Below are 24,631 nucleotides of genomic sequence, written 5' to 3'. Positions count from 1 at the left end.
CGCCCCCCACCTCACGGATTGGACCGCTCGTGACTTCCCCTGACCCCACCGCTTCCACCCCGTCTTCTCCCACCCCGTCCCGGCAGCGCCGGGCCAAGATCGTGGTCTGGGTGCTGCTGGGCCTGGTCGTGGCCGCCGCCCTCATCGGTTACCTTGTGGCCCGCGGGACCGCCACCGCCCAGCAGCAGGACCCCAACCAGTCCACCGCCCAGTCCACCGGGCAGTCGACTGGGTCTGCCGGTCAGTTGGTGCGGGAGAATAGCCGGGTGCTCTCGCAGGCCCCCAATGAGAAGGCCGTGCTGGTGGAGTTCCTGGACTTCGAGTGCGAGGCCTGCGCGGCGGCTTACCCCTTCGTGGAGGACCTGCGCGCCGAGTATGCGGACACCGTGACCTTCGTGCACCGGTACTTCCCGCTGCCGGGCCACCCGAACTCGGTCACCGCGGCCATCGCCGTGGAGGCCGCTGCCCAGCAGGGCGCCTACGAGTCGATGTACCAGAAGATGTTCGAGACCCAGACCGAGTGGAGCCACACCACGGAGGACCGCAGCCCGGTCTTCCGGGCCTACGCCGAAGAGTTGGGCCTGGACATGGCCGCCTACGATGCCGCGGTGGCCGACCCGGCCACCCGGGACCGGGTCGAGCTGGACGTGGCCGACGGCACCGCCCTGGGCGTGGCCGGGACCCCGACCTTCTACCTCGACGGTGAGCCGCTCACCGTGAACAGCCTGGAAGAGTTCACCGCCGCCGTCGAGGCCGCCACCCAGGACTGACCGCCCGGACCATCCGCGGCCACCCGGGCCAGAGCAGAGGACCGAGAGCAAAGGACTTCCCATGACCGACCGGCTCACCGAGCCCACCGCCCCGAGCGCCGCCTCCCCAGTATCGGCAGCCGGCCCGGCGCCGGCCCCGGCGTGGTTCACCGGGCGCCGGGCCTTCGGCCTGGTGCTGCTCGTCACCGGCGCCGTCGGCTGGATCGCCTCGGCGACCCTGGTCCTCGAACGCCTCGCCCTCTACGAGAACCCCGGCCACACCACCAGCTGTGACATCAACCCCTGGGTGTCCTGCGGACGGGTCATGGGCACCTGGCAGTCCGAGCTGTTCGGCTTCCCCAACCCGCTGATCGGCATCGTCGCCTTCGCCGTGGTGATCTCCACCGCGATGGTCGTGCTCTCCGGGGCCCGGCCCGGCCGCGGGTACTGGCTCGGGCTGCAGGCCGGGGTCACCCTCGGGATAGGGTTCGTGGCCTGGCTGTGGTTCCAGGCCCTGTACGAGATCTACATCCTCTGCCTGTACTGCATGATCGTCTGGGCGGCCATGATCCCCCTGTTCCTCCTGCTCACCGCCCGCAACCTCGCCCACGGCGTGATCCCCGCCCCGCCGGGGGTGGTCCGGTTCGCCACCGGCTGGGCCGGGACCCTCATCGCCGTCGCCTACGTCGCCGTCGCCGGCTCGGTCTTCGTCCAGTTCCTCCCCGCCTTCACCGGCTTCTGACCGGTCCTGGGGCGCGACCTCGCCATTATCGACTGAAGGCGCTATTATCGTCGTATGACGATGATTAAGGAGCCGGGGGTGTCCCCGGCGGCGGGCCTGGGCCCGGCGGCGGCGCTGTTCCACGGGTTCTCCGACCCCACCCGGTTGGCGATCCTGCGGCACCTGGCCACCGGGGAGCACAAAGTGCGCGAGCTGACCGAGCACCTCGGGTTGGCCCAGTCCACGGTCAGTGCGCACCTGGCCTGCCTGGCCGGCTGCGGGTTGGTGGCCTCCCGGCCGGCGGGCCGGGCCTCGCTGTACGCCCTGGCCGCCGAGCCCGAGCTGCTTCAGGTGCTGGCCGCCGCCGAGCGGCTGCTGACGGTCACCGGGCACGCGGTCGAGCTCTGCCCACACTCCGGCACCCCGGGCCCCGACGGCCCCGCCGCGGCCTGAGCCCGGTCCCGGAGAAGGAGGACACAGTTAATGGGTGCACACCACCACGCCTCGCCGGCGCACCGCTGGCGGCTGGCGGTCGCTTTCGCCATCACCACGGCGGTGCTGCTGGCCGAGGTGGCCGGGGCGCTGATCACCGGCAGCCTGGCCCTACTGGTGGACGCGGCGCACATGCTCACCGACGCTGGCGGGTTGCTGATGGCCCTGCTGGCCTCCACCCTGATGGCTCGGCCGCCCACGGCCCGGCGCACCTGGGGGTTCCTGCGCGCCGAGGTGTTGGCCGCCCTGGCCCAGGCCGCCATCCTGCTGGCCGTGGGTCTCTACGCCTTCATCGAGGGCCTGCAGCGACTGTTTGCCCCGCCCGAGGTAGCCTCCGGCCCTCTGCTGCTGTTCGGGATCCTCGGCTTGGCCGGTAACCTCGCCTCGCTGGCCGTCCTCGGCTCCGGCCGCGGGGCCAACCTGAACATGCGCGCCGCGTTCCTGGAGGTCCTCAACGATGCGCTGGGCTCGGTGGCCGTGATCGCCAGCGCCCTGGTCATCGCCACCACCGGCTGGGCGCAGGCCGACGCCGTGGCCGGGATGCTCATCGCCGTGTTGATTGTGCCCCGCACCCTGAAGATCCTGGCCGAGGCCGCGCACATCCTGCTCGAATCCACCCCCCGGGACCTGGACCTCGCCGAGGTTCGGGACCACCTTGAAGCGGTGCCGCACGTGGTGTCCGTGCACGACCTGCACGCCTCCCAGATCGCCACCGGGGTCCCCGTGCTCAGCGCCCACGTCGTCGTCGAGGACCACTGCTTCCACGACGGGCACGCCCCCCAGATCCTGGACCAGCTCCAACACTGCGTCGCCGAGCACTTCGACGTGGCGATCGACCACTCCACCTTCCAACTCGAACCCGCCGCCCACGCCCACCACGAACACCCCACCCACCACTGACCCAGTGGGGCTGGTTGAGCAATAGACGCGTCCGCAGGAGGAACCCCCCACCGGACACACCCGCAGCCGACATGGATGAACAGTGGCACGCCACTAGGGACATCCCGCATGACCCGTCCGGTGGTCCGTCCCGCGACGGCACGTCATACGACACGCCCCCGGGTGGGTCACCATCGGCGGCACACAGCTCCGCAGCCCGCGGTGGTCATCGGCGTTGGGCCAGCACCTTCTGTCCGGCTTCGCGCAGTTCCCCCGTGGGTGAGACGTGGCGGTAGAGGGTCTGGCGGGTGATGCCCAGTTCCTTACACAGGGCACCGACGTTGGTGTCCTTGTTCCCCATCGAGGCCATCGCCAGGCGGATCTTGGCCGGGGTCATCTTGTAGGGCCGGCCGCCCTTGCGGCCTCGGGCCCGGGCCGAGGCCAGGCCGGCCTTGGTGCGTTCGGAGATCAGCTCGCGTTCGAACTCGGCCAGGGCGGCGAAGATCCCGAACACCAGCTTGCCGGAGGCGGTCGTGGTGTCAATCGCCGCCCCCTGGCCGGTGAGCACCTTCAGGCCCACGCCCCGCTCGGTGAGCTCGTGCACGATGTTGACCAGGTGGCGCAGGTCCCGGCCGAGTCGGTCCAGCTTCCACACCAGCAGGGTATCCCCGGCCCGCAGCGCTTTCAGGCACGCGGCCAGATGGGGACGGTCATCGCTCTTGCCGGAGGCCTTGTCCTCGTACAGAGCCTCCGGTTCCACGCCGGCTTCGAGCAGGGCGTCGCGTTGCAGGTCGGTGGCCTGGGAGCCGTCAGCCTTAGACACCCGCATGTACCCCACGAGCACCGCCCACCACCCCTGTCATTTATTCGATCGTTTATGTGACACGAGGCCCGCAGAGCGAAGTGTTGAGAAATATTGTCACGTAACCGGTCATTTATTCTACGTCTCGCAGACGGTCACGGCGCAGCTATGGTGACAGGTAGTCCGAAGGGATGCCGAGCTCGGTGAAATTGCTCCGGACGCCTTGGATCACTTCGTCGTTGTCGCGGCGGTACATCGTGCAGAAGTTGAAGAGTTGGCGGGCGGTCTCGGGGGTGGTCCGGGCTTCCTCGACGACGGCCTGAAAGTTCTTTTTGATCTCCTACCAACGGATGGCGGTGGGGTCCGTGGTTTGTTCGGTGCTGCCGGGGTCGCGGGAAATGTCCGGTTGGGGCAGGAACACCTCGGCTTCGCGTCCGGGGCAGGTCATGGCCCGGGTTTCGAGCAGGTGTATCGCGGTGGCGGCGGCTTCCAGGGACTGGAGTTGGCGCTGATCGGAGAGTTCCTCGTAGGGGCGCCACGGGCCCTGTCCGGCGCGGACCGGGTGGCCGGTGCGGTCCCACACCTGTCGTGTCAGCCGGCCGGGTGCGCCGCATTCGATGATGGTCGCGCCGAGCTCGTCGAGCAGCGTCCTGAGTAGTCGGAACCAGAGGCCTGCGTGCACCCGGTGTCGGGGAAGGGCGACGGATCCTGTGGTCAGGGCCTGCCAGGTCCGCTGGTCCATGCTCCGGATCGCCGCCCCGACCGGTCGCGGCTCGGGCCTACCCGGCGAGACGTGCCAGAAGTCGTGGTAGCCCACCGGGCCGTTGTGGCGTTCGAGTCGGCAGTGGTGGACGGGGCAGGAGAGCAATAGGGGCACCAGCCACGCCAGTTGGTAGGGGCAGGGAGGGGTGGATTCCATGGTGCAGCGCGGACAGGCCCGGTGTTGCCAGCCGGCATCCGTGGGCAACCAGGCCCGCCAGTCCTCCACGGTACGGTCGCGTCTCCTTCCCCGGGGCAGCAGTACCGCCAGCTGGCGGGTATAGGTGGTGTAGGCCTCCGCCGCTGGCTCGAGTTGGTCCAGCAGCCAGGGGGTCTGCCAGCCGAGAGTCATGGCCCGTATGGTGTCGGTTCCGGTTCTGGTGCGGCCGGCTAGCTGGTTGATGAATTCCTCCGGGGCGGCCACGTCCAGGTCCCCGGGGCGGGAGATGCAGAACCCGGTATCGAGAACGAGGTCCTCGACCTCGGCCCCGTAGCGGTGGGCTATCCGGCGCAGCCAGGAGGTGAGTGCCTCACCGGTGACCGGGGCCGGGTGCACCGGCCACCGAGTGCTCACAGCAGCTCGCGTTCGAAGACCCGGCGGCGTTCGGTCGGCCCGGTGTAGTTAGCCATCGTCAGGGTCCGGTGGTCGATGGCCTCGAGGCCGGACTCGACGGCGGCCACCGCGGCCGCGGTCAGCAGGTGGGCCAGCTCCCCGATGGTGCCCTCGCTGCGGGCCAGCAGGTAGCGGGCCATGTCCTCGGTGTCGATCACCGATGGTTTCCGAAGGGGGAAGGAGGCGGCGAAGCTGGCCAGCAGGGATCTCGCCTGGTCGTCGGCCTCTCAGAGCGGGAGCACGAAGGGTTCGAAGCGGTTCTCCAACTGGTCATCGGAGCGCACCGCCAGGTAGGCCTCGCGGGTGCCGACCCCGACCAGCGGGATGCGCAGTTCGTTGCCCAGAAACCGCAGTAGGTTCAGGAACTCCCGACGGGTGTCCCCGCGACCGGCCAGCACGTTGTGCAGCTCATCAACGACCAGCATCCGCGCCCCGACCTCGCGCAGCAGGGACAAGGCGAGGCGTTCGAGCTCCACCAGACGAGGCCGGGGCCGCAGGGGTGCGCCCAGGACGGACAGGATCGCGGTGTAGAACCGCAAGGGTGATGGTTCCGAGGGCATCTGCACGCACACCACCGGGACCTGCTCCCGGTCCGGTTCGGAGCTGGGCGGGTGCTGCCGGCGGAAGCGCTCGATGATCATCGACTTGCCGTTGTTTGTCGGGCCCACCAGTAGCAGGTTGGGCATGCGCTGCTTCGCCGGCCAGCCGAGCATGGTCTCCAGACGCTCGACGGCCTCGACCGCCTTCGGGTAGCCGATCCAGCGGTCCGCGCGGATCCGCTGGACCCGCTCGGCCGCCGGCAATCGCGCCACCGGCTGCGCGGCCGGGTGCAAGTGGGACAGCTCCAGCGGCTCGTACTCGTTGGCATTCACCATTGCTCGATCTCCCCGAACCGGGCCACCACATCCAAGTCCGTTGGTACGACCGGTGGTTCCGGCACCGGGGGCGTCGGCCTCGTAGTGGTCGTCCCGGTCTGGGTGCGGCGTTGCCTCTCGCGGCGGGTGCGCTTGGTGGTCTTCTGGGCGGTCTCGGAGATGGTGCGCATCTGCTCGATCATCCGGAACAGGCCCGACTCGTCGACTTCGGTGGCCCCACGCTCGCGCAGCCGGGCCAGAGCCTGCCGGTGCTCCCACACGCTGACCGCCGGGTTCGACAACGCCCGATACGGGACCTCGATGTACGCGGTGCCCTCGGGGTCCAGCACCCAGATGCGGCTGATATCGCGCGGATCCCGCCGGATGAGGAACCGCTCCAGGGCCTCGCGGCGTGCGATCCACGGCTTGAGCGCATTGGCGAAATAGTGGACATGGTCTAGAACAAACCCGGTGCGCGTGAGCTTGCGGCGGAACACGGGCAGAAAGTCCACTAAGAACGCCGTTGGGTTGGCCGTCGTCATCGGGGTACTGGTCGCTGCGACCGACTCGACCCACCGTCCGGCCGGGGTCTGGCCCAGCGTGGAGTGCACCGTGCCGTGGTAGGTCGCCACAGCCAACACCAGCCACCGCTCCAACTCGGCAATCGTCAGTGCGGCCATCTTCTCGGCGTCGTACGCTCCACGCTCGACTGGGTTCGAAAACGTGGTCCCCGGCAGCTCGTGGATCTGTCGCATGGCCGTGCCGATGACCCGCTCGACGATCCCGCCGTAATGCGGCCGGCCCAGCGGGCGGTAGTCGAGGCTGATACCGTGCTGGTCGCACCCGCGGGTGAGCGCTTCGCTCTTGAACTCCCGAGCATTGTCCACATACAGGGCCTTCGGCTTGCCACTCATCGGCCAGGCCGCGTCGATTCCGAGCCGCTCCAGCCAGGGCCGCTTGTCACCGGCCGCATGGGCCAGGCACAACCCCACCGACACCGCCGAGGGCGGCTCCAAGGTCACCACCATTCCAACCAGACACCGACTGCACACGTCGATGGCCACCGTCAGATACGGCCGTCCGATCGGCTGACGGTCACGGTCATCGACCACGATCAGATCCATGACCGTGTGATCGATCTGCACCTGGTCCAGGATCGACTCGACTACCGGAACCTCGTCCCCGGCCGATTGCAACGGCCGGACGCTCTCGGCCCCCTCGCGCCGCCGGCCCACCTCGACCGGATTCATCCGAGCGATCCGCGCGGCCACCGTGTTCCGTGCCGGAGCCGGCAGCCCCTGCACGGCGCAGGCCCGCGTGATCTCCCGATGCAGGGAGGCAATGCTGCGCTTCTGCCGGGTCAAGTACCGCTGGCGCACCAGCTCACGGATGATCTGCTCCACTGGCTCCGTCAGCCGGCCCCCACCCTTGCCACCATCCGATCGCCGGGGGACAAGATCAGTGACCAGGCCCGAGCCCCGCCGGTACCGCTCCAGCAGCACGTACACCCGGCGCCGGGAGATCCCCAGCTCCATCGCGGCTTCGTCGACGGCAGCCAGTCCCACTGGATCGTGCTCGGCCAGGCGACCGATCACCCCGGCCCGCAACCGGGCCTGCTCCCACTCACGCTCGGGCACCGCAAGCACGCCCGGTCCAGCCATCTCATCCTGGTCGCCGTCCACGCCCGCCTCCTCATAGAGAACAGGACTACTGAGCAGATGCGACGCTAGTGCACAGGACTACTGAACGACCAGGGCTCGGGAGTCGACGACACCACCCCCGAGAGGACGGGCCCGAGAGCGCAGTCGACTTCTGAAAATGACACGAGGACTGAGCTCGCTCGACGTACGGTGAAGGATCCCCTTACGGGCAGGCGATCTGGGCTGACGCCTGTGACCGAGTGTTCAGTTCGCACTGTATAGTTCAGTCCATGATGACTATTGCTTCGCGTCTCGACGTGATGAACCGCCTGGGTCGTGCACTGGCCGACCCCACTCGATCCCGGATCATCTTGACCCTGCTCGACCATCCCGCTTACCCGGCGGAACTGGCCCGAGATCTGGACCTGACACGCCCGAACGTGTCCAACCACCTGGCATGCCTGCGCGATTGCGGGATCGTCGTCTCCGAGCCCGAGGGTCGTCGGACACGATATGAGATCGCCGATTCGCACCTGGCGCAGGCGCTGACGGCACTGGTCGATGCCACCCTGGCAGTGGACGAAGACGCCCCGTGCATCGATCCCGCCTGCTCGCTTCCCGGATGCGACGCAGCTGGGGAGGGCGCATGATCCTCACCTCGGTCTTGCAGGCGATGGGCCTGTTCGCAGCGACCAACATCGACGACATCATCGTGCTCTCCCTCTTCTTCGCGCGAGGGGCAGGCCAGCGCGGCACTACCGCCCGCATTCTGGCCGGCCAGTACCTCGGATTCGCCGGCATCCTCGGTGCCGCGGTCCTGGTGACCATCGGCGCCGGAGCATTCCTGCCCTCGGCAGCCATCCCGTACTTCGGTCTCATCCCTCTGGGCCTCGGCCTCTGGGCCGCATGGCAGGCCTGGCGCGGAGACGATGACGACGATGACGACGAGGCCAAGGTTGCCGGCAAGAAGGTCGGCGTGTGGACAGTCGCAGGCGTCACCCTTGCCAACGGCGGCGACAACATCGGCGTCTACACCCCTGTCTTCCTCAGCGTGAAACCTCTCGCAGTAGTCGCCTACTGCATCGTCTTCCTCGCGCTCGTCGCGGTCCTGGTGGCCCTGGCAAAGTTCGTCGCCACCCGCCCCCCGATCGCCGAAGTGCTCGAACGCTGGGAGCACATCCTCTTCCCCATCGTTCTCATCGGCCTCGGCATCGTGATCCTCGTCAGCGGCGGAGCCTTCGGACTCTGACGTAGCGGCAGCGATCCAAACGGCCCCGACCGGGCGCACCCCTCTCGGTTCAGACCGCGACACCTACCTGCGGCCAGTCCTGCGTGATCGCGGCAACAAGACCGCCACGGAGCGCTGCAAAAACCCCGCCACCAAGCGAACGAAGCCACAGGGCAGGGCGTGTAAAGGGGTATACCCGGCTCGACGGCCAATAGGACGAGCGCGGGCAACGGAGCCACCCTGCATGAGAGATCAGGATCGGTGGCCAAGCGCGCTGACCAGGAGGGGAATCGTCCTGACGCGCTGAGGAGCACCGTAGCGCCATGCGGCGGGCACCGGTGGATGAGCGGTCAGGCAGGGAGCGGCGGTAGACCGAACAGGACGTAGATCGTGCTGAGGACCGGGATGATGCGCTGTGCAGACTCGTCCGCGAGGGTCTCGACGGCCTTGTTTAGGAAGCGCTCGAGCAGGCTGGCTGGGATCTTGCCGTCGCCGTCCTCCACCTGCTCCTCAAGCATGTTCACGCGCGTCAGCAGGTCACGTACGGCGTCAGAATCGCTGAGGCCCTCCTCCGCGTGCAGCACCTCGCGCAGCTGCTCGAACTGTCCCGCCAGCGCCGGGCGGTCCTGGCTCTGGACGGTGAGGGTGACGTTGCTCCTGTGGCCGGCTAGGGCCACGTTCGACCCGTTGCCGGTCTGGACGTTCTGAGTAACGGAGTTGTCGTGGTGGTTGGTCACTGAGAACCCGCTTTCTGCCGGCGGCCACACGAAGGGAGTCTGGTAGGCGGCCACGAGATCAAGGCCTGCGGACGTGAGTACGGGCCGGTACGAACTGGTACTACCGGGCTCGAGGTAACCATGAGCCTCGAGGTCCGAAGACGCCTTCTGAATCTGACGATCGGTGAGGTCCAGGGCCTGGAGGTCGTCGTAGACGCCGGCATCATTGGGACATGCCTCGGCTGCTTCTAGAAGCAGCCACTGGGCCTCGACGCGCGGGTATGCCCGAGCAACCCGCTCGGCGTCGAAGGCACACCGGGGCAGGACAGCAATCGGGATACAGCCAGCCAAGGGGGTGTTCTTGGGGATCATCTCGAGCTGCATGAGCTCTCGGGCGGCGACTTGGACACGGTCGGGTGGGCACACCTCAGTGGGGATGTCCCGCAGGTGCTGGCCGACGAGGCCGTTGGTGTGGACGTAGTTCAGGACGCGGAGGGTGAAGATCGTGGGTCGCACGAGACCTCGCTGTTCTGTCGTGGCGGGTCACTACCCCGCCGTGCTGTGTACTGGAGCCTTCACGGTAGCGGCGAGGGCGGACGCGATAGCCCCCGGCTCCTCCAAGGAGGCCGGGGGCTCACGGGGAGAGCGTGCGGCAGTCAGGCGAAGGGTCGCCCCAGGGCCTTCCACTGCTCCTCGAGCTCGGCGCGCCAGCCCTTCGGTGGCAGCCACGGCACGCCCCAGGCGGCCAGCTGGGCCTTGGTCCATCCGCCGGCCGGCGTGCGCGCGGCAGCGACCTCGTCCGGGCTGGGCGTGCTCGGCTCGTCACACATGGGAGAGGACGCATGACCAGCACCCCTACGCGCGCCAAGCGCAAGCAGACCGCCCGCGAGCTAGCCGAGCGATTCGGAGTCTCGCCGCGCACCATCCGCCGCACCGTCGCCCAGGAACGCGCGGACTACTTGGCGGACGCCGCCGCACGCCATAAACGCATTCGTGCTCTGCGCGCGGAAGGGCTCTCCATGCGCGCCATTGCTGCCAAGGAAGGCGTCACCGTCGGGACGGTGCACTACGCGATCCACAAGGACGACTGAGACCAGCAAGAAAGCCCCTCAGCGTCTCAACGGAGGACCAGCGACATCAGAAGGCTCTGACACGGAAACGTGCTCTACTCCAAAGTGCGAGCTCCTAAGGGCCGCGATGAACGCCAACCGGCCATCAGCATCGCCTAGGTGTGATGTCCAGGGAGGTTGTTGAGCCTGGTGGCAGGCACGGCGCCGATCGCGGAGTGGACGCGATGATGATTGTAGAAGTGCAGCCATCCAGGCAACGCGGCCCTGCGCTCCGTCTCTGAGCTATAGAACCGGGCGTAGGCCCACCCGTCAGCGAGCGTGCGATGGAACCGCTCAATCTTCCCGTTCGTCTGCGGCCGGTAGGGCCGAGTCCGCTTGGGCTTGATCCCGAGCTCGGTGCAGGCATCACGCCAGGCATGCGAGCGGTAGGCCGAGCCGTTGTCCGAGAGCACCCGCTCCACCTCCACGCCCAGGCGCGCGAAGTGGGCGACCGCGCGGCGCAACACCGCGATGGCCGTCTGGCTGCGTTCATCGGAGTGCATCTCGACATAGGCGAAGCGGGAGTGATCATCGATCACGGTGTGCAGAAAGCCCACCCCGAGCCGGGGCTGATATCGGGCATCACGGGTTCCTTCGCGGTCCGAGGTCGCCGCGCGGTGCTTCATGCCCTGCTGACGCCCGACGAATCGGTGTCCGCCCCCGTCGGGGATGCGCCCGAACTTGGTGACGTCGACGTGGATCAGCGACCCGGGGTGGGGGTGCTCGTAGCGGCGGATCGGCTCGCCGGTGACCCGGTCCAGACGGGCGAGGCGGTTGATCCGGCAGCGCACGAGCACGGCATGGACGGTGGAGGCCGGCATCCCGAGTTCTCCAGCGATCTGTGCCGGCCCCAGGCGTCGGCGCCATCGGGCGGCCACGATCTGTTTCACCACCGCCGGCGGTGTCCTGGTCGGCATCGTGGACGGCCGGCTGGACCGGTCTGCCATCCCTGCAGGTCCCTCGGCCCGGAAGCGTGTGGCCCATTTGCGTGCGGTGGGTGGGGAGACCATGAACATCTTGGCCGCGGTGGCCACCGGCCAGTGCTCCTCGACGATGAGCTTGGCCAGGCGTAGGCGGGCGCGAGGGGTCAGGGCGGCGTTAGCGTGGGACATGAAGGCCTTCTGTTCGCGTGAGCGGTTTCTCGACAACTCCACTCTCGCAACAGGAGGCCTTCGCCTGTCAGCTGTTCACGCAACAACGTCCCTGGACATCACACCTAGGAAGAGGTCCTCTTGAGCGAGAGGGATCAGAGAGCAATAGCGGTGCATAGAGAACGCACAGTACAGTGGGGCGCGTCATATCCACTCGAAGGAGACTCTCATGCCCGACAAGCATCGACCGCGCCTCTCTCGTCTAGCCCAGTCCGGGGCCGCGTTTTCCATCGTAGGAGCCCTCACCGTCAGCAACTTCGGGGCTACCGCCTGGGCGGCCCAGCCCGCCTTCACCCCTCAAGCAACAGACGGGTACGCAGCCGCCGCCTCGCTTCCCGGCGACTTCGAGAATCAAGGAAGCACATCCAGCGAGTGGGATGTCTCTGATCTTCTAATCGAGGAAAAGAAGACCGGCCCGGAAGTAGCCGAAACGCAGGCGTGGCCCTGGGCTGTCTATAGGTGCCTCATGGGAATCGGTCTCAATGGGCCTCAGATCACCCAGATCATGACTCGGGGGACCCCTGAGGCGTTTCTCGCCGCAGGAGGACGGGCTGCGCTTGCCTGCCTGAGGGGGAAGTGACCTATGCCACTCCGAGGCATTTCCCGCTCAGCCCTTGAAGAGGAGCTAAGGGCAGTCAACGCGAAACTCTCCACCCACCCTCTAGCATCCGCTCCAGTCAAGGAAGCGCACGCACTCGTTGCAACGATGCAAGGAGCAGACAAGACAGAGGTCTCCAAAAGGCTGTCTGACAAGGGGCTCCCATCCCTCGACGAACTAGGAGCCCTCCAGCTCAAGGGGTCAGTTTCTTGGTGGCGCCTAAACAGGAGGAAGAATAAGCTCGAAAAGAAGCTAGAAGAAAAATCAGAATGACGAATATTATAGTCGCTTTGATTGAGAGCCTCGCTTCTAGCTTTGTGACCCCACCCCCTCCTGTGATTAGTTCACTTCTTATGAAGAATTGAACTACTTTTCACACTGACACGGACTGCCCAGCTCCAGCCAATCCCAAATGGCCCTCCCGCGTCCTCGTGGAGCGGTCCGGGGTGCACCCCGGACCGCTCCGGCGCACGGTTGCCCAGCCCTGCGAGAAGTACTTCGTCAAGGTCGCCGCGCTCCATGAACGTATCCGCGCCATGCGCACCGAAGGCATGATCATGCGCGCCATTGCCGAGCGCGAAGGCGTCAGCACACGCGCCGTTCATTAAGCGATCCACAAGAACGACCCGCCGCGCACCCCGGACACCCCCCAGGCCCCCAAAACGGACGCCTCCGACGACGCTTGACCCCCTGCGCCTGCACCCCCAGCACAGTGCAACGAATCCCGGCCTGACTAGGCCGAAAGCGACTTAGCATAGCTAAGTATCTAACTTGCTCCGGCTCCGCCGGTCCGCACCCTGCACGCCCTCCTGCGCCCCTGCACGCCCTCCTGCTGCTTACCGCCTCCGCCTCAGCCACCGACCCGTCTTCTGACGCACCCAACGACCAACCCACTGACGCAACCACCGACCCCCAACCAGTCCCGATCCTCGCTGGTGTCGAAGAAGTCAAAAATGACCAGGTCCCGACTTCGCTCCAGAACCTGGTGGGGTCGTTGATGCTGACAAGCGCCCTCCCTATCGTCGTGGGATTCTGGACCGTCATGTTCGGTGCATCCATCCTCATCCGCAAACGAGCAGTCGCATGGGCCACACTTGTTGTCCTGGTCAGCTTGTCAGCCATCGTCAGCTACAAGTTCAAGAGCACCATCACCGACCTTCAGAACCAGGGCCACGACATCGCGAACCTTAGCCTGGACGGGTGGACGTGGTTTGCACTTGCTCTGATTCTGGTTGCCTCGATCCTGCACGTGATCTTCGAGACCGCACGGCATCGTCGCGCCACCAATCGCACTGACTGACCCCAACACGACGGCCAGCCTCAGCCTGAGCCAACTATTCGAAGGCATCACAGGCTGGCCGTCCTGACTGAATCTCCTACGTCAGACCGAGAAGCCCGCGGCCCCGATACCTCTCCGGTATCGGGGCCGCTCCGTCATGGTGCTCCTGTAGTCAGCTCTGCGTCACAGCGACCTGGAGCTTCCGTTCGATTGCTTCGACGCATTCCCGACGCACGGCCTGATACCGCCCAGCACCCTCCTGGCGTTCATCGAAGTGCCCACCATGAGCCAGCCCCGAGAACAACACATCCGTGCGCTCGATAACATCGGTTCCGGCCAATCTCGAACACGCGGTACCGGGACCGGTACGGCGCCCCGTTCTTCGTCATCCGCCAGCCACCGTCTGAAGCGCCCTGGGTTTCGTTCCGATCCAACTGAAGGAGAATCGGAACATGCCCAAGAAGTACACTGGGCTGACCCCGTTTCGTAGGTCCAGTCGTTATGAGAGTCGTCCTGTTGCCCGCGGTCGCGGGCAGGGAGACTGGTCAGATCATGACGAACAGCAGGAAGCGTCACACCCCCGAGCAGGTCGTCCGTAAGCTCGGGCAGGCCGACAGGATGCTCGCCGATGGTCAGGACGTCGCGGCGGTGTGCCGGGAGCTCGGGGTGTCCGAGCAGACGTACTACCGGTGGCGGAACCAGTACGGCGGCCTCAAGGCCGACGACGCAAAGCGCCTGAAGGAGCTGGAGAAGCAGAACGCGACCCTGAAGCGTCTGCTCGCGGAAGCGGAGCTGGAGAAGGCCGCGCTCAAGGAGCTGGCTGAGGGAAACTTCTAAGCCCGGACAGGCGCCGCGCCGCCGTCGATCACCTCAAGCGCAAGTTGCGGGTGAGCGAACGGATGGCGTGCCGTCTGGTCGGGCTGAGCCGCTCCGCGTACCGGCGACCGCTCAAGGGCGACACGGTCACGGACCCGGATCGGGCGCTCAGGGAGTGGCTGCGCGCCTGGGCGAAGGACCATCCCCGCTACGGGTATCGGCGGGCGTATCACGACGCCCGCGCCGAGGGGTGGGTGGTGAACCACAAGAAGATCCAACGCCTGTGGCGTGACGAAGGGCTCCGGGTCCCGCAGCGGCGTCGACGCAAGCGCGTCGGGTCCTCGACCGTCGACGCGCCGACGGCGGACGCGCCGAACGTGGTGTGGGCGGTGGACTTCCAGTTCGACGCCGACGAGCACGGACGACCGATCAAGATCTGCTCGATCGTCGACGAACACACCCGGGAGTGCATCGGCGGCCTCGTGGAGCGCTCGATTACCGCCGACCGACTCACCGCCCACCTCGAGGACCTCGTCGCCGCCCGGGGCGCCCCGGCGGTGCTCAGGTCGGACAACGGGCCGGAGTTCATCAGCGAGGCGATGGCCGACTGGGCCGGCACCCGCACCGGCCTGTCCTACATCCCTCCGGGCTCGCCGTGGCGCAACGGGTACGTCGAGTCGTTCAACAGCCGGATCCGCGACGAGTGCCTCAACATCAACAGCTTCTACTCGCTGCTGCACGCACAGGTCATCATCGGCGACTGGAAGGACGAGTACAACCACCACCGCCGGCACTCCTCGCTCGGCTACCTAACCCCAGCCGAGTACGCTCGGCAGTGCACCCATCAAATGGAAACCGACGACTCACAGAACGTCCGGACCGAATGAAGGGGGCGGCTCAACACCCCCGAGCTGCGTGAGCGCGCTGTGCGGATGGTCCTGGAACGCCAAGCCGCTCAAGGAGGGCCTCGCTCGCACTCCATCCGAGCCATCGCCCCGCAGGTCGGAGTCGGTGAAGAGACGCTGCGGATGTGGTGCCATCGCCACGGCCACGAGGTAGCACCAGTGCCTGCTGGCGAGAGTCCGGCCGAGGAGATTCGCCGGCTCAAGCGTGAGCTTGCCGAGGCCCGGCGGGCGAACGAGATCCTCAAGGCCGCCTCGGCTTTTTTCGCCAGGGAACTCGACCGCCCCACGACGAGATGATCGCGTTCATCGACGAACACCGCGATCGTTTCGGGGTCGAGGCCATCTGCCGCACCCTTAGTGCGACAGCGTGTGGGTTCATCACCTCCCGGGCCTACCGTGCCGCGAAGACACGGCCCACCTCCGCGCGGGCGCTGCGAGATGCGATCCTCATCGAGGAACTCCGGCGGATCCACGCGGAGAACTACGGCGTCTACGGGGTCCGGAAGATGCACCACGCGATGGTCCGGGCCGGCTGGCAGATCGGCCGGGACCAGGTCGCCCGGCTCATGCGGGCCGCCGGTCTGCAGGGAGTGCGGCGGGGCCGCAAGCCGATCACCACGCGACCGGCAGGTGAGCCGGATACCCGCCCGGACCTGGTCGAACGCCGCTTCGCCGCTGAGCGTCCTCACCAGCTGTGGGTCGCTGACATCACCTACGTCAGGATCTTGACCGGGTTCTGCTACGTCGCGTTCATCACCGACGTCTTCACCCGCCGGATCGTGGGGTGGGCCGTGTCAGCCATTCTGCATACCCAGGGGCTGCCGCTGCTGGCCCTTGAACATGCTCTCCTGAGCACGGGTGCCAGCCGTGGCCGCCAAGGCCTGGTGCACCACTCGGACCGAGGCGCCCAGGGTGGATTCAATCGGTCGTCGCAACACCCTCTCGGAATCACTGGAGGTATGGGCGATGGCAAGCAAGGACTGGGCGAGGAAGATCAGTGACGTGCCCGAGGGGACACGTCGGCAGTGGAGAGCGGATCGGGCCTTGCGGGCCCCGATGCGCTCTCCTGGCAGGCCGCAGCCCTCACGGGAGGTCCAACGCCAGTTCTGTCGTGTGATCGCCACCGGTGTCACCACGGTCGAGGCGTCGCTGGCGGTGGGCGTGTCCTGGCCCGTCGGGGCGCGCTGGTTCCGTCACGCTGGCGGGATGACCCCGCTGTCCTTAGCCGAGCCCACCGGCCGGTATCTGTCCTTCGCTGAGCGTGAGGAGCTCGCGATCCTCCACGCTCAGGGCCACGGGGTGCGTCAGATCGGGCGTGCCCTGGGACGTGATCCCGGCACGATCAGCCGTGAGCTGCGCCGTAACTGCGCCACTCGTTCCGGGAGCAAGGAGTACCGGGCCACGGTGGCGCAGTGGAAGGCTCAGGAGGCGGCCAGGCGGCCCAAGCCGGCGAAGCTGGCCACGAACCAGCGGCTGCATGACTACGTCCAGGCACGGCTGAACGGGGTGGTCCTGGGCCCCGATGGCGTGGCCGTGCCGGGACCGGTCGGGCCCGGTTTCAAGGGGCGGAAGATGAAACCGCGCCGGGCGGACCGGCGGTGGTCCACGGCGTGGAGCCCTGAGCAGATCAGCCACCGGCTGCGCCTGGAGTTCCCGGATGATGTGTCCATGCGGATCTCTCACGAGGCGATCTATCAGTCCCTGTTCGTCGAGGGACGGGGCGCACTCAAACGCGAACTCGTCGGGTGCCTGCGTACCGGGCGGGCTCTGCGCGAGCCGCGGGCACGTACCCGGAACAAGCCCCAGGGCCACGTCACCGAGGACGTGGTGTTCAGCAAGCGCCCACCTGAGGCCGCTGATCGTGCTGTGCCCGGGCACTGGGAAGGGGACCTGATCATCGGGACCGAGCGTTCAGCGATCGGGACTCTGGCCGAGCGCAAGAGCCGGGCCACGATCCTGGTCCACTTGCCCCGCCTGGAGGGATGGGGTGAGCGGTCGCCGGTGAAGAACGGGCCGTCGCTGGGCGGGTACGGGGCCGAGGCGATGACCGCGGCCCTGACTAAGGCGATGACGGGCCTTCCCCAGCAGCTGCGTCAGACGCTCACCTGGGACCGAGGTGGAGAGTTGGCTGGGCATGCTCAGTTCACGATGGCTACGGGCACGAGAGTGTTCTTCGCGGACCCGCACTCTCCGTGGCAGCGGCCGACGAACGAGAACATGAACGGGGTGCTCCGGCAGTACTTTTCCAAGGGAACTGACTTGTCGCGCTGGTCTGCGGACGACCTCGCCGCGGTCGCGTACACGCTGAACAACAGGCCCAGGAAGGTCCTGGACTGGAAGACTCCCGCGGAGGTCTTCGCCGAGCAGCTACGCTCGCTCTCAACGCACGGTGTTGCAACGACCGGTTGAACCCGCCCAGTACGTCAGCTTGGCGTACTCGGACGCGCTCATCACCGCCGGGGTGAGCGCTTCGGTGGGCACCGTGGGCGACTCCTACGACTGTCAGTCTGTTTCTACCCGATCCCGCGAGGATTGGGGAGTCCCGGCCGACGCGGTCTGACCCTTGCTTACGATTGGCCCGCAGGGTGCCTTTGCGTTGATCTGTCGACCGCCCGGCCGGGCACGCAGCAAGCGCTGCCGCCGGATCGGGCGTGACCTAATAGGAGCCTGGAGCAGCATGTCGAGAGCGTCCCCGTGACAGTCCTGTCCACCCGCCGGCGACAGCGTGAGACCACGCTAACCGTCAAAGGAGACAGGCACCATGAGCACACTCGAAACCGTCCACTCCGGGCACGTCGTCATCGGCGTCGACACCCACAAGCACATCCACGTCGCCGCCGTGCTCGACACCATCGGCGGCATCCTCGCGACCCTCACCGTCCCCACCGATACGGGTGGCTTCAAGCAGCTTCTCAGCTGGGCGGACTCATTCGGCAAGGTCCTTGCGTTCGGCATCGAGGGCACCGGCTCCTACGGCGCCACCCTCACCTCCTTCCTGCGCCGACACGGACACAAGGTCGTCGAAGCAGGACGCCCTGACCGCCGCCAGCGGCGCATGAACGGGAAGTCAGACACCCTCGACGCGGAAAACGCCGCCCGCTCCGTGCTCGCGGGGTTCGCGACGGTCATCCCGAAGACCGCGGACAGCAGCGTCGAGATGATCAGGCAGCTCAAGATCGCGCACGATTCGGCGGTGACCGACCGCTCCGCGGCGATGATCTCGATGAAAGCGATGCTCGTCCACGCCGACGACACACTGCGCCGGGAGACGAACCGGATGACACCGATCAAGCTTGCTCGCCACCTCGCAGCGCTGCGCCCTCGGAACCTCGAGACGCCCTCAGACTCCCTCCGCCATGCGCTGCGCTCCCTGGCCCGCCGATGGCAGCACCTGGACAGCGAAGCCAAGGAACTCAGGGCGTCGATCGAGGCGCTCGTCCTTCGCACCGCACCGCAACTGCTGGAGCAATTCGGCATCGGCGTCGATACCGCAGCCGAGATCCTGATCGTCGCTGGCGACAACCCCGAGCGGATCCACTCCGAGGCAGCTTTCGCGAAGCTTGCAGGCATCAGCCCCGTCCCAACCGGGTCTGGGATGACCAGCGGCCGACATCGCATCAACCACGGCGGCCATCGGCAGCTGAACGCCGCGATCTACCGCACCGTGATCGTCCGGATGAGGTTCCACGAGCCGACCATCGCCTACGTCGCCCGTCGGACCGCCGAAGGCAAGAGCAAGCGCGACATCATCCGCTGCCTGAAGCGCTACGTCATCCGCGAGGTCTACCACCTCATCAAGGTCAACCCCCGCACCGGTGAAATCGCGAGTTGACAACTATAGGAGCGTCAACGCCCTGGCCGAGAGCGTGAATGGCCTCTACAAGGCCGAACTCATCCACTCCAAGCGGCTCTGGGAGTCCGTGCAGGCGGTCGAGCTGGCCACCATGGGGTGGGTGCACTGGTGGAACACCGCCCGCCTGCATGAGGCCCTCGGTTACCGCACTCCGGCGGAGGTCGAGGCGGCCTACACTCACGACCAGGACTCAGCGCCCGTTGCGTCCTGACCTCGGAACGAAACCCAGGGCGCTTCAGTCGCTGAGCATGGCCAGCACGGTGCCGTACTCCCGCTCCACCCACATTGCGCCGGTGCGGTCGTCCTCATAGAGGTCCCACTCCTGCCTGTCCATTTGCTGGACCCAGTGCATGTTCCACGGGCTACCGGTGCCGCGAACCCAGTTCATCGTCGTTCCTCCTCGCTCGAGTCTTCCGGCTGTTGCTCATCTCCCAGGGTGCCCCAGATGTGCCCGTCCGGGGAGCTCTCCCACTCCACACTGAGGTCGTCCCGACTATCAGCCACGGACACCGCCAGCCGTGGAGCCGACGGCGTAGACGAGGACATCTCCAGCACCACGGCCACGTCTTCAGGCTGCCGGGAGGCGGCCAGCCCCACCGGGTTCGACACCGCGACCTGCCCGCCGTCGCCGTCCACCACACGTGCCCGCACGTTTTGCACGCCCGTCGCGGGTCGTTCGAGGGTGTCCTGTTCACGGGTGGTACCAGCCCAGGCCGTGAAGTCGTCCTCGTCGTAGTCCAGCGTGAACGCTGGACGGTCTCCGTACGCCTCGGGCTCCTTGTGCCTCCCGATCTTCGCGCAGCCGGCCTCATCCACCATGCGGCGCAGACGCGCGGTGAGCATCTCCACATGCGGGTGCCACATCATCATCGGGCCCAGCCCCGGAGCCTGTTCCTCCCAGACCTTGTACTCCATGCACATCGCCGCATACAGCTCGGCCGTCAGGTCCGAGTGCTTGTACCAGCACGGCGGCACCACCGAGGTCACCAGCCGGTACTCGGCTACGAACCAGTCCACCCACCGACGCAGCGTGTTCCACGCCTCCCACTGGTGCTCTGCCTTGATCTCCCTCCACCGCGTGCCCATCCACACCGGCGGACCCTCGCCCGCGAGTTCCGCGGCGACCTCCGGGTCGACGTAGGGCAGCGGAGTTCCCGTCTGTCCGTCGTCATCGGCGGTCGCCGGCCCCTCCCAGTCCGTGGGCTCGTCGTCTTCAACCCAGGGCGATGTCATCAGTTCCGTCCTTCTCTCGTGTACCGGCGTGCTGGCCCGCCCAACAGCCTCTCGAGCCGGGCGAACAGCTCCTCAACGGCCTCGCGCCCGTCTGCCCCGGTCGAGCACATGTAGCGATGCGCGGCGTCCTCGCATGTACCGCACAACCACACCCCGATTCCGCCGGTGGCACGACACTCGGCGCGGTCCAGATGTCGTCCATCGGTACAGTGCCACCTCGTGGAGACGGGCCGCTGGCACACATGGCACCGTGCACCCCCGCCGTCGCTCATGCCTGCCTCTGCCGGATCATCCTGGCCACGATCACGACCGTCGCCCGCCTGCGGTCCCATCCAAAGAACTCCTTCTTGCCGTCCATGATCTGATGCACCCGCTGGTGATGGTCCCGGCACAACGGCATCAGGTCGTTGTGCGCTTCACGGGCCTGCCACCGGCCCTCCTCGTCCTGGCCCACGCCCTTGTACGAGACGTGGTGTAGGTCCAGGGTCCCGGCCTGGGTCAGCGTGATCCCGCAGACCTGGCAGGCCGGCTCTTGGCCGGCCTGCCGGCAGTCCGCGAACCACCGCACCCGCCTGTACCCCCACGCCTGGGACCGCAGGTACCGCTTGTACTCGGCCGAGCCGGTGCGGTGCAGCCCGAACCTGCCCATGCCCTCACCGCACAGGGATCGCCGGGGCCGTCTCCGGCACCGGGTCCAACGCCGCCACGGAGTCCTCGGCCCGGTCCGCGTCGGTCGGTGTGGACGGGGCCGGGTCCTTGGACTCCAGCTCGGCCAGCAGCGCCTTCGAGTACCGCCCCGCGGCCTCCTTGATCTGCTTGCCGTCCTTGCGGTCCCACCAACGGGTCATCTGCATCAGGATCGGACGCCCGTTGCGGTTCAGCAGGATCCCCCACCCGAACGGCAGCCGACGCAGCTCCGCGACCGAGACCACCTCGGTGTCGTGGATCTGTTCGGAGACCGAGGTGTTGTCCTTGCCGCGAGACTTCGAAGTCCGCGCGATCGCGTCCAACACGGGCGACAGTGGCGGGCCCAACTAGCTCCCGCGGCCCGGTCGTCCTCCAGGCACGACGAAGCCCCCACACCGAGCTCGTCGGTGCAGGGGCTTCGGAAGCTTCTGCTCTGCTCCCCCGACTGGATTCGAACCAGTAACCCTTCGATTAACAGTCGAATGCTCTGCCGTTGAGCTACGGGGGAATGTCTCCCAGGCGACCTCCAGGTCATCTGGACAACGGAGACTATCTTACAAGCCCTCCCGTGCACATGCCAAATCGGCGTGATCGCGGGCTTCGGGTTCCCCAGCGCAACGTGCTCACACTGTTCTCATGATCGTCCCGTTTCATGAAACACAAGATCGACGGACGATCTGCCCCGGATTGGAAAGCGAGTCACACCATGCAGAAGACCCTCACCCAGAAGCTCACCCTCACCGGCACCGGCATCCTGGCCGTGCTCGCCCTCTCTGCCTGCGGCGCTTCCGGCGACTCCGAGGCCGGCGACTCGATCGAGCTGCAGGACAACCAGTCCTCCTCGGCTCCTGCCCAGGCCGACTCCTCGGGCGACGCCGATGACGACGCCTCAGACAACGCCGATGACAAGGACGACGCCTCCTCGGCTCCCTCCGCCGCCTCGGCCGCCTCGAGTTCCTCCGCCGGTTCCTCCGCCGCCGGCACCGATCCGGCCTTCGACGCGATCGACGCTGTGAAGGGCACAGCCGCCGACGCGATCGTGCTCTCCCTGGACCGCGATGACGACGACACCATGTGGGACGTCGAGGCCGTGGAGGGCGAGGAGACCGTGGAGTACGACGTCACCCAGGACGGCGAGGTCACCGAGACCGAGCGTAAGACGGACAAGGACGACGCGGACAAGGCCAACCGCGCCGAGGTCTCCATCGACGACGCCATCAGCACCGCCCTCGAGGGCCGCGACGGCCAGACCGTGGACGATGTGGAACTGGACGAGGAGGACGGCACCCTCGTGTGGGAGATCGACTTCGACGACGCCGACGGCAACGATGCCGACAAGGTCTACGTGGACGCCGTCACCGGCGACATCGTGAAGGGCTGATCCTCCTCGGGACGCCGTTCGCCTGTGCGCGGTCCGGTGCCTTCCGGCAGGAAGGTGCCGGACCGTCGTCGTTCTGGGTGACTGGGTGACGTCAGCGGCGCGAACCCGACGCTCGCCCGAACGAAAGCGTCGCGGGACTCGACCGTTTCCCGAACGAAAGGCCCGCCGAACCCAACCGTTTCCCGAACGAAAACGCCGGCCGGGGGTCAGTCGTCGCTGCGGAGGGCGCGGCGGCGCGCCTCGAGCTCCATGAGCTCCGTGTTGAGGCGGGAGAACTCGGCGGGGTCTCCGCCGGCGCCGAGGCGCTGCAGCTGGCCGAGCAGCTCGGCCTTGCGGTGCTGGATCTGCAGGCCGAACAGGCGGTTCATGATGTCTCGGCAGTAGCGGACCACGTCGGCCTCCGTGCGGGCGGGGATGTCCCGCACGGCGAGCGCGGAGACCACGCCGCGGACCTCGGGCGGGACGTGGTCGCTGATGGACTCGACCCACACCTGCGGGGTCGCTCCCCCGGTGGCGGCGGTCATGATGCCGCGATGCACGGCGGCGTACTGGGGCACGGTGAAGCGGGCCTCGTAGAACGCCTGCCACTGTTCGGCCGAGAGCAGGGTGGGGTGCTGCAGGACCACCTCGAGGGACTCGCGTTCGCGCCGGGCGACCGGGTCGCGCGGGTCCACGCGGACGATCTGCACCTGAGGCCGTGGTGCAACGTTTCCCGACGCCGGCCCCTCGCCTCCGCCTGCCGGCTCACCTCGGCCCGGGGCGTTCTCCTGGCGCGGGGCGGGCCCGGGCGCCTGCCGCCGGGAGGCCTGGGCGACGGCCCGGTGGACCACGTTGGGGTCCATGCCGAGCCAGCCGGCGAGCTCGCGCTCGTAGCCGGGGCGGAGGACGGAGTCCTTGATGCCGGCCACGATGGGCGCGGCGTGGCGCAGCGCGCCGGCACGGCCTTCGACCGTGTCCAGGTCATAGTCCTTGAGGCCGGAGCGGATGGCGAACTCGAACAGGGGCCGCCGGGAGCTGATCAGGGCCCGGACGGCCTCGTCGCCCTTGTGCCGGCGCAGGTCGCAGGGGTCCATGCCGGAGGGCTCGACGGCCACGTAGGTCTTGGCGAGGAAGCGGTGGTCCTCCTCGAACGCCTTGAGGGCGGCCTTCTGCCCGGCCTCGTCACCGTCGAAGGTGAAGATGACCTCGCCGCCGGTGCCGTCGTCCGAGATCAGGCGGCGGACGATCTTGATGTGCTCGGTGCCGAAGGCGGTGCCACAGGTGGCCACGGCGGTGCCGATGCCGGCCAGGTGCGCGGCCATCACGTCCGTGTAGCCCTCCACCACCACGAGCTGGCGCTGCTTGGCGATGGTCCGCTTGGCGAAGTCGATCCCGTAGAGCACCTGGGACTTCTTGTAGAGCGCGGTCTCGGGGGTGTTGAGGTACTTGGGCCCGGGGTCGTCCTCGTAGAGCTTGCGGGCGCCGAAGCCGATGGTGTTGCCGGTCATGTCCCGGATGGGCCAGACGAGGCGGCCGCGGAAGCGGTCGTACAGGCCGCGCTGACCTTCGGAGAACAGGCCGGTGGCGCGCAGCTCCTCGTCCCGGAAGCCGCGCTTGCGCAGGGCGTCGAGGAGGTGGGACCAGCCCTGCGGGGCGTAGCCGAGGCCGAACTGCCTGGCGTGCTCGGCGGTGAAGCCGCGCTCGGTGAGGAAGTCGCGGGCGGTCTGGGCCTCCGCGGAGCCGAGGGCCTTCACGAACAGCTCGTCGGCGATCTTGTTGGCCTCGATCAGCCGGCGCCGGCGGCCCACCTCGGCCTTGTCCGGACCGGTGCCGCCGTCCTCGTAGTGCAGTTCCACGCCCACGCGGGCGGCCAGGCGCTCCACGGTCTCGGTGAAGGTGGTGTGCTCCAGCTCCATGAGGAAGCTGATGACGTCCCCGTGCTCGCCGCAGCCGAAGCAGTGGTAGGTGCCGACGGCGGGGCGGATGTGGAAGGAGGGCGTCCGCTCGTCGTGGAACGGGCAGAGGCCCTTGAACGAGCCGACGCCGGCAGAGCGCAGCGTCACGTACTCCTCCACGATGGCCTTCAGGTCGGCGCGCTCACGGACGAGGTCGATGTCCTTCCGCACGATCAGCCCAGCCATGCCCACCATCCTAGGTCGACCACCGGACGGGACAGGACGGGTGTGC

The 24,631-nt window shown here is 67.5% G+C and carries 28 protein-coding genes, 1 tRNA gene and 2 pseudogenes; 18 read left to right on the top strand and 13 right to left on the bottom strand.

The annotated features are described in order from the left end of the window. Nucleotides 1-29 precede the first annotated feature (29 nt). The 4 genes from CEQ11_RS05055 to CEQ11_RS05040 all read left to right on the top strand — a co-directional run bounded on the left by CEQ11_RS05055 (nt 30) and on the right by CEQ11_RS05040 (nt 2,862). The gene (locus CEQ11_RS05055; protein ID WP_036313834.1) at nt 30-770 is read left to right on the top strand and encodes a thioredoxin domain-containing protein; all 741 of its coding nucleotides are present in this window, start codon (nt 30-32) and stop codon (nt 768-770) included. Between the two features lie 61 nt (nt 771-831). Beyond that, nucleotides 832-1,491 carry a vitamin K epoxide reductase family protein gene (locus CEQ11_RS05050; RefSeq protein WP_036313831.1) on the top strand — a complete coding sequence of 220 codons (660 nt, stop codon included), beginning with the start codon at nt 832-834 and terminating at the stop codon, nt 1,489-1,491. A gap of 54 nt (nt 1,492-1,545) precedes the next feature. Beyond that, entirely contained in the window at nt 1,546-1,923 is a 378-nt protein-coding gene (locus CEQ11_RS05045) for a helix-turn-helix transcriptional regulator (protein WP_067191815.1), read from the top strand. A 30-nt stretch (nt 1,924-1,953) separates the two neighbouring features. Continuing rightward, nucleotides 1,954-2,862 (top strand): cation diffusion facilitator family transporter, encoded by a 909-nt coding sequence (locus CEQ11_RS05040; RefSeq protein WP_036313825.1) that lies wholly within the window; start codon nt 1,954-1,956, stop codon nt 2,860-2,862. Between the two features lie 205 nt (nt 2,863-3,067). Here CEQ11_RS05040 and CEQ11_RS05035 read toward each other — a convergent pair whose 3' ends face one another. The 4 genes and pseudogenes from CEQ11_RS05035 to CEQ11_RS05020 all read right to left on the bottom strand — a co-directional run bounded on the left by CEQ11_RS05035 (nt 3,068) and on the right by CEQ11_RS05020 (nt 7,551). Continuing rightward, the gene (locus CEQ11_RS05035) at nt 3,068-3,685 is read right to left on the bottom strand and encodes a recombinase family protein (RefSeq protein ID WP_036313821.1); all 618 of its coding nucleotides are present in this window, start codon (nt 3,683-3,685) and stop codon (nt 3,068-3,070) included. Nucleotides 3,686-3,983: 298 nt separating this feature from the next. Next, nucleotides 3,984-4,958, bottom strand: coding sequence for a TniQ family protein (locus CEQ11_RS05030; RefSeq protein WP_193762986.1), 975 nt, complete (start codon nt 4,956-4,958; stop codon nt 3,984-3,986). A 14-nt stretch (nt 4,959-4,972) separates the two neighbouring features. Next, nucleotides 4,973-5,890 (bottom strand): annotated as a pseudogene (locus CEQ11_RS05025) (TniB family NTP-binding protein). Continuing rightward, entirely contained in the window at nt 5,884-7,551 is a 1,668-nt protein-coding gene (locus CEQ11_RS05020) for a Mu transposase C-terminal domain-containing protein (protein ID WP_088477944.1), read from the bottom strand. Before CEQ11_RS05020 ends, CEQ11_RS05025 begins: the two are co-directional and overlap by 7 nt. Nucleotides 7,552-7,799: 248 nt before the next feature. On the opposite strand from CEQ11_RS05020, the gene CEQ11_RS05015 reads away from it, so the two are divergent. Beyond that, nucleotides 7,800-8,159: a helix-turn-helix transcriptional regulator gene (locus CEQ11_RS05015; RefSeq protein ID WP_017488126.1), complete on the top strand. Its 360-nt coding sequence runs from the start codon at nt 7,800-7,802 to the stop codon at nt 8,157-8,159. Next, a complete protein-coding gene (locus CEQ11_RS05010; RefSeq protein WP_070639392.1) occupies nt 8,156-8,758 on the top strand; it encodes a cadmium resistance transporter in 603 nt (200 codons plus the stop codon). The genes CEQ11_RS05015 and CEQ11_RS05010 overlap by 4 nt, the downstream gene beginning before the upstream one ends. Nucleotides 8,759-9,087: 329 nt before the next feature. Here the strand turns inward: CEQ11_RS05010 and CEQ11_RS05005 are convergent, their stop codons facing one another. Then, nucleotides 9,088-9,969, bottom strand: a complete 882-nt coding sequence (locus tag CEQ11_RS05005; RefSeq protein WP_049147382.1) for a hypothetical protein — start codon at nt 9,967-9,969, stop codon at nt 9,088-9,090. A 140-nt stretch (nt 9,970-10,109) separates the two neighbouring features. Continuing rightward, a complete protein-coding gene (locus tag CEQ11_RS12895; protein ID WP_168165774.1) occupies nt 10,110-10,283 on the bottom strand; it encodes a hypothetical protein in 174 nt (57 codons plus the stop codon). Nucleotides 10,284-10,295: 12 nt separating this feature from the next. On the opposite strand from CEQ11_RS12895, the gene CEQ11_RS05000 reads away from it, so the two are divergent. Then, nucleotides 10,296-10,544 (top strand): HTH domain-containing protein, encoded by a 249-nt coding sequence (locus CEQ11_RS05000; protein ID WP_049147384.1) that lies wholly within the window; start codon nt 10,296-10,298, stop codon nt 10,542-10,544. Nucleotides 10,545-10,678: 134 nt separating this feature from the next. Here the strand turns inward: CEQ11_RS05000 and CEQ11_RS04995 are convergent, their stop codons facing one another. Then, nucleotides 10,679-11,674: an IS481 family transposase gene (locus CEQ11_RS04995; protein WP_088477943.1), complete on the bottom strand. Its 996-nt coding sequence runs from the start codon at nt 11,672-11,674 to the stop codon at nt 10,679-10,681. Between the two features lie 208 nt (nt 11,675-11,882). On the opposite strand from CEQ11_RS04995, the gene CEQ11_RS12705 reads away from it, so the two are divergent. The 10 genes and pseudogenes from CEQ11_RS12705 to CEQ11_RS04955 all read left to right on the top strand — a co-directional run. Next, the gene (locus CEQ11_RS12705) at nt 11,883-12,293 is read left to right on the top strand and encodes a hypothetical protein (protein WP_127435035.1); all 411 of its coding nucleotides are present in this window, start codon (nt 11,883-11,885) and stop codon (nt 12,291-12,293) included. A gap of 3 nt (nt 12,294-12,296) precedes the next feature. After that, nucleotides 12,297-12,584 carry a hypothetical protein gene (locus CEQ11_RS12700; protein WP_127913465.1) on the top strand — a complete coding sequence of 96 codons (288 nt, stop codon included), beginning with the start codon at nt 12,297-12,299 and terminating at the stop codon, nt 12,582-12,584. Between the two features lie 173 nt (nt 12,585-12,757). Then, a complete protein-coding gene (locus CEQ11_RS12890) occupies nt 12,758-12,919 on the top strand; it encodes a hypothetical protein (RefSeq protein ID WP_153239424.1) in 162 nt (53 codons plus the stop codon). A 416-nt stretch (nt 12,920-13,335) separates the two neighbouring features. Beyond that, nucleotides 13,336-13,611: a hypothetical protein gene (locus CEQ11_RS04990; protein WP_127913464.1), complete on the top strand. Its 276-nt coding sequence runs from the start codon at nt 13,336-13,338 to the stop codon at nt 13,609-13,611. 531 nt (nt 13,612-14,142) lie between these two features. After that, a protein-coding gene (locus tag CEQ11_RS04975) for an IS3 family transposase (protein WP_088477942.1) occupies nt 14,143-15,293 on the top strand; the annotation gives its coding sequence in 2 pieces (ribosomal slippage) (nt 14,143-14,413 and nt 14,413-15,293; 1,152 coding nt in all). A 177-nt stretch (nt 15,294-15,470) separates the two neighbouring features. Next, on the top strand, nt 15,471-15,608 hold the full coding sequence (locus tag CEQ11_RS12885; protein WP_193762985.1) for a hypothetical protein: 138 nt from the start codon (nt 15,471-15,473) through the stop codon (nt 15,606-15,608). Then, complete coding sequence (locus tag CEQ11_RS04970) at nt 15,605-16,312, top strand: IS3 family transposase (RefSeq protein ID WP_088477941.1); 708 nt, start codon at nt 15,605-15,607, stop codon at nt 16,310-16,312. Before CEQ11_RS12885 ends, CEQ11_RS04970 begins: the two co-directional genes overlap by 4 nt. A gap of 205 nt (nt 16,313-16,517) precedes the next feature. After that, entirely contained in the window at nt 16,518-17,720 is a 1,203-nt protein-coding gene (locus CEQ11_RS04965) for an IS30 family transposase (RefSeq protein WP_102957544.1), read from the top strand. Nucleotides 17,721-18,072: 352 nt separating this feature from the next. After that, nucleotides 18,073-19,143 (top strand): IS110 family transposase, encoded by a 1,071-nt coding sequence (locus tag CEQ11_RS04960; RefSeq protein WP_067192414.1) that lies wholly within the window; start codon nt 18,073-18,075, stop codon nt 19,141-19,143. Continuing rightward, nucleotides 19,127-19,375, top strand: a pseudogene (locus CEQ11_RS04955) (integrase core domain-containing protein); the annotation flags it as partial. The gene CEQ11_RS04960 and the pseudogene CEQ11_RS04955, both read left to right, overlap by 17 nt. A gap of 24 nt (nt 19,376-19,399) precedes the next feature. Here the strand turns inward: CEQ11_RS04955 and CEQ11_RS12880 are convergent. The 5 genes from CEQ11_RS12880 to CEQ11_RS04935 all read right to left on the bottom strand — a co-directional run bounded on the left by CEQ11_RS12880 (nt 19,400) and on the right by CEQ11_RS04935 (nt 21,592). Continuing rightward, the gene (locus CEQ11_RS12880) at nt 19,400-19,552 is read right to left on the bottom strand and encodes a hypothetical protein (protein ID WP_168165761.1); all 153 of its coding nucleotides are present in this window, start codon (nt 19,550-19,552) and stop codon (nt 19,400-19,402) included. After that, entirely contained in the window at nt 19,549-20,397 is an 849-nt protein-coding gene (locus CEQ11_RS04950; protein WP_070638873.1) for a hypothetical protein, read from the bottom strand. Before CEQ11_RS04950 ends, CEQ11_RS12880 begins: the two co-directional genes overlap by 4 nt. Before the next feature lie 268 nt (nt 20,398-20,665). Further along, on the bottom strand, nt 20,666-21,046 hold the full coding sequence (locus tag CEQ11_RS04945; RefSeq protein ID WP_067192093.1) for a hypothetical protein: 381 nt from the start codon (nt 21,044-21,046) through the stop codon (nt 20,666-20,668). 4 nt (nt 21,047-21,050) lie between these two features. Further along, nucleotides 21,051-21,410, bottom strand: a complete 360-nt coding sequence (locus CEQ11_RS04940; RefSeq protein WP_070638870.1) for a hypothetical protein — start codon at nt 21,408-21,410, stop codon at nt 21,051-21,053. Between the two features lie 110 nt (nt 21,411-21,520). After that, nucleotides 21,521-21,592: transfer RNA gene (locus tag CEQ11_RS04935), tRNA-Asn, on the bottom strand. A gap of 198 nt (nt 21,593-21,790) precedes the next feature. Here CEQ11_RS04935 and CEQ11_RS04930 point away from each other — a divergent pair. Continuing rightward, nucleotides 21,791-22,465: a PepSY domain-containing protein gene (locus CEQ11_RS04930; RefSeq protein ID WP_067192099.1), complete on the top strand. Its 675-nt coding sequence runs from the start codon at nt 21,791-21,793 to the stop codon at nt 22,463-22,465. A 206-nt stretch (nt 22,466-22,671) separates the two neighbouring features. Here CEQ11_RS04930 and dnaG read toward each other — a convergent pair whose 3' ends face one another. Then, nucleotides 22,672-24,585, bottom strand: coding sequence for a DNA primase (dnaG, locus tag CEQ11_RS04925; protein ID WP_067192107.1), 1,914 nt, complete (start codon nt 24,583-24,585; stop codon nt 22,672-22,674). Nucleotides 24,586-24,631: the final 46 nt, after the last annotated feature.

The organism is Micrococcus sp. FDAARGOS_333, from assembly GCF_002206575.2.
Lineage (GTDB): Bacteria > Actinomycetota > Actinomycetes > Actinomycetales > Micrococcaceae > Micrococcus > Micrococcus lylae.
The sequence above is the reverse complement of the archived record's forward strand: the minus strand, read 5'-3'. Positions and strand labels throughout refer to the sequence as shown.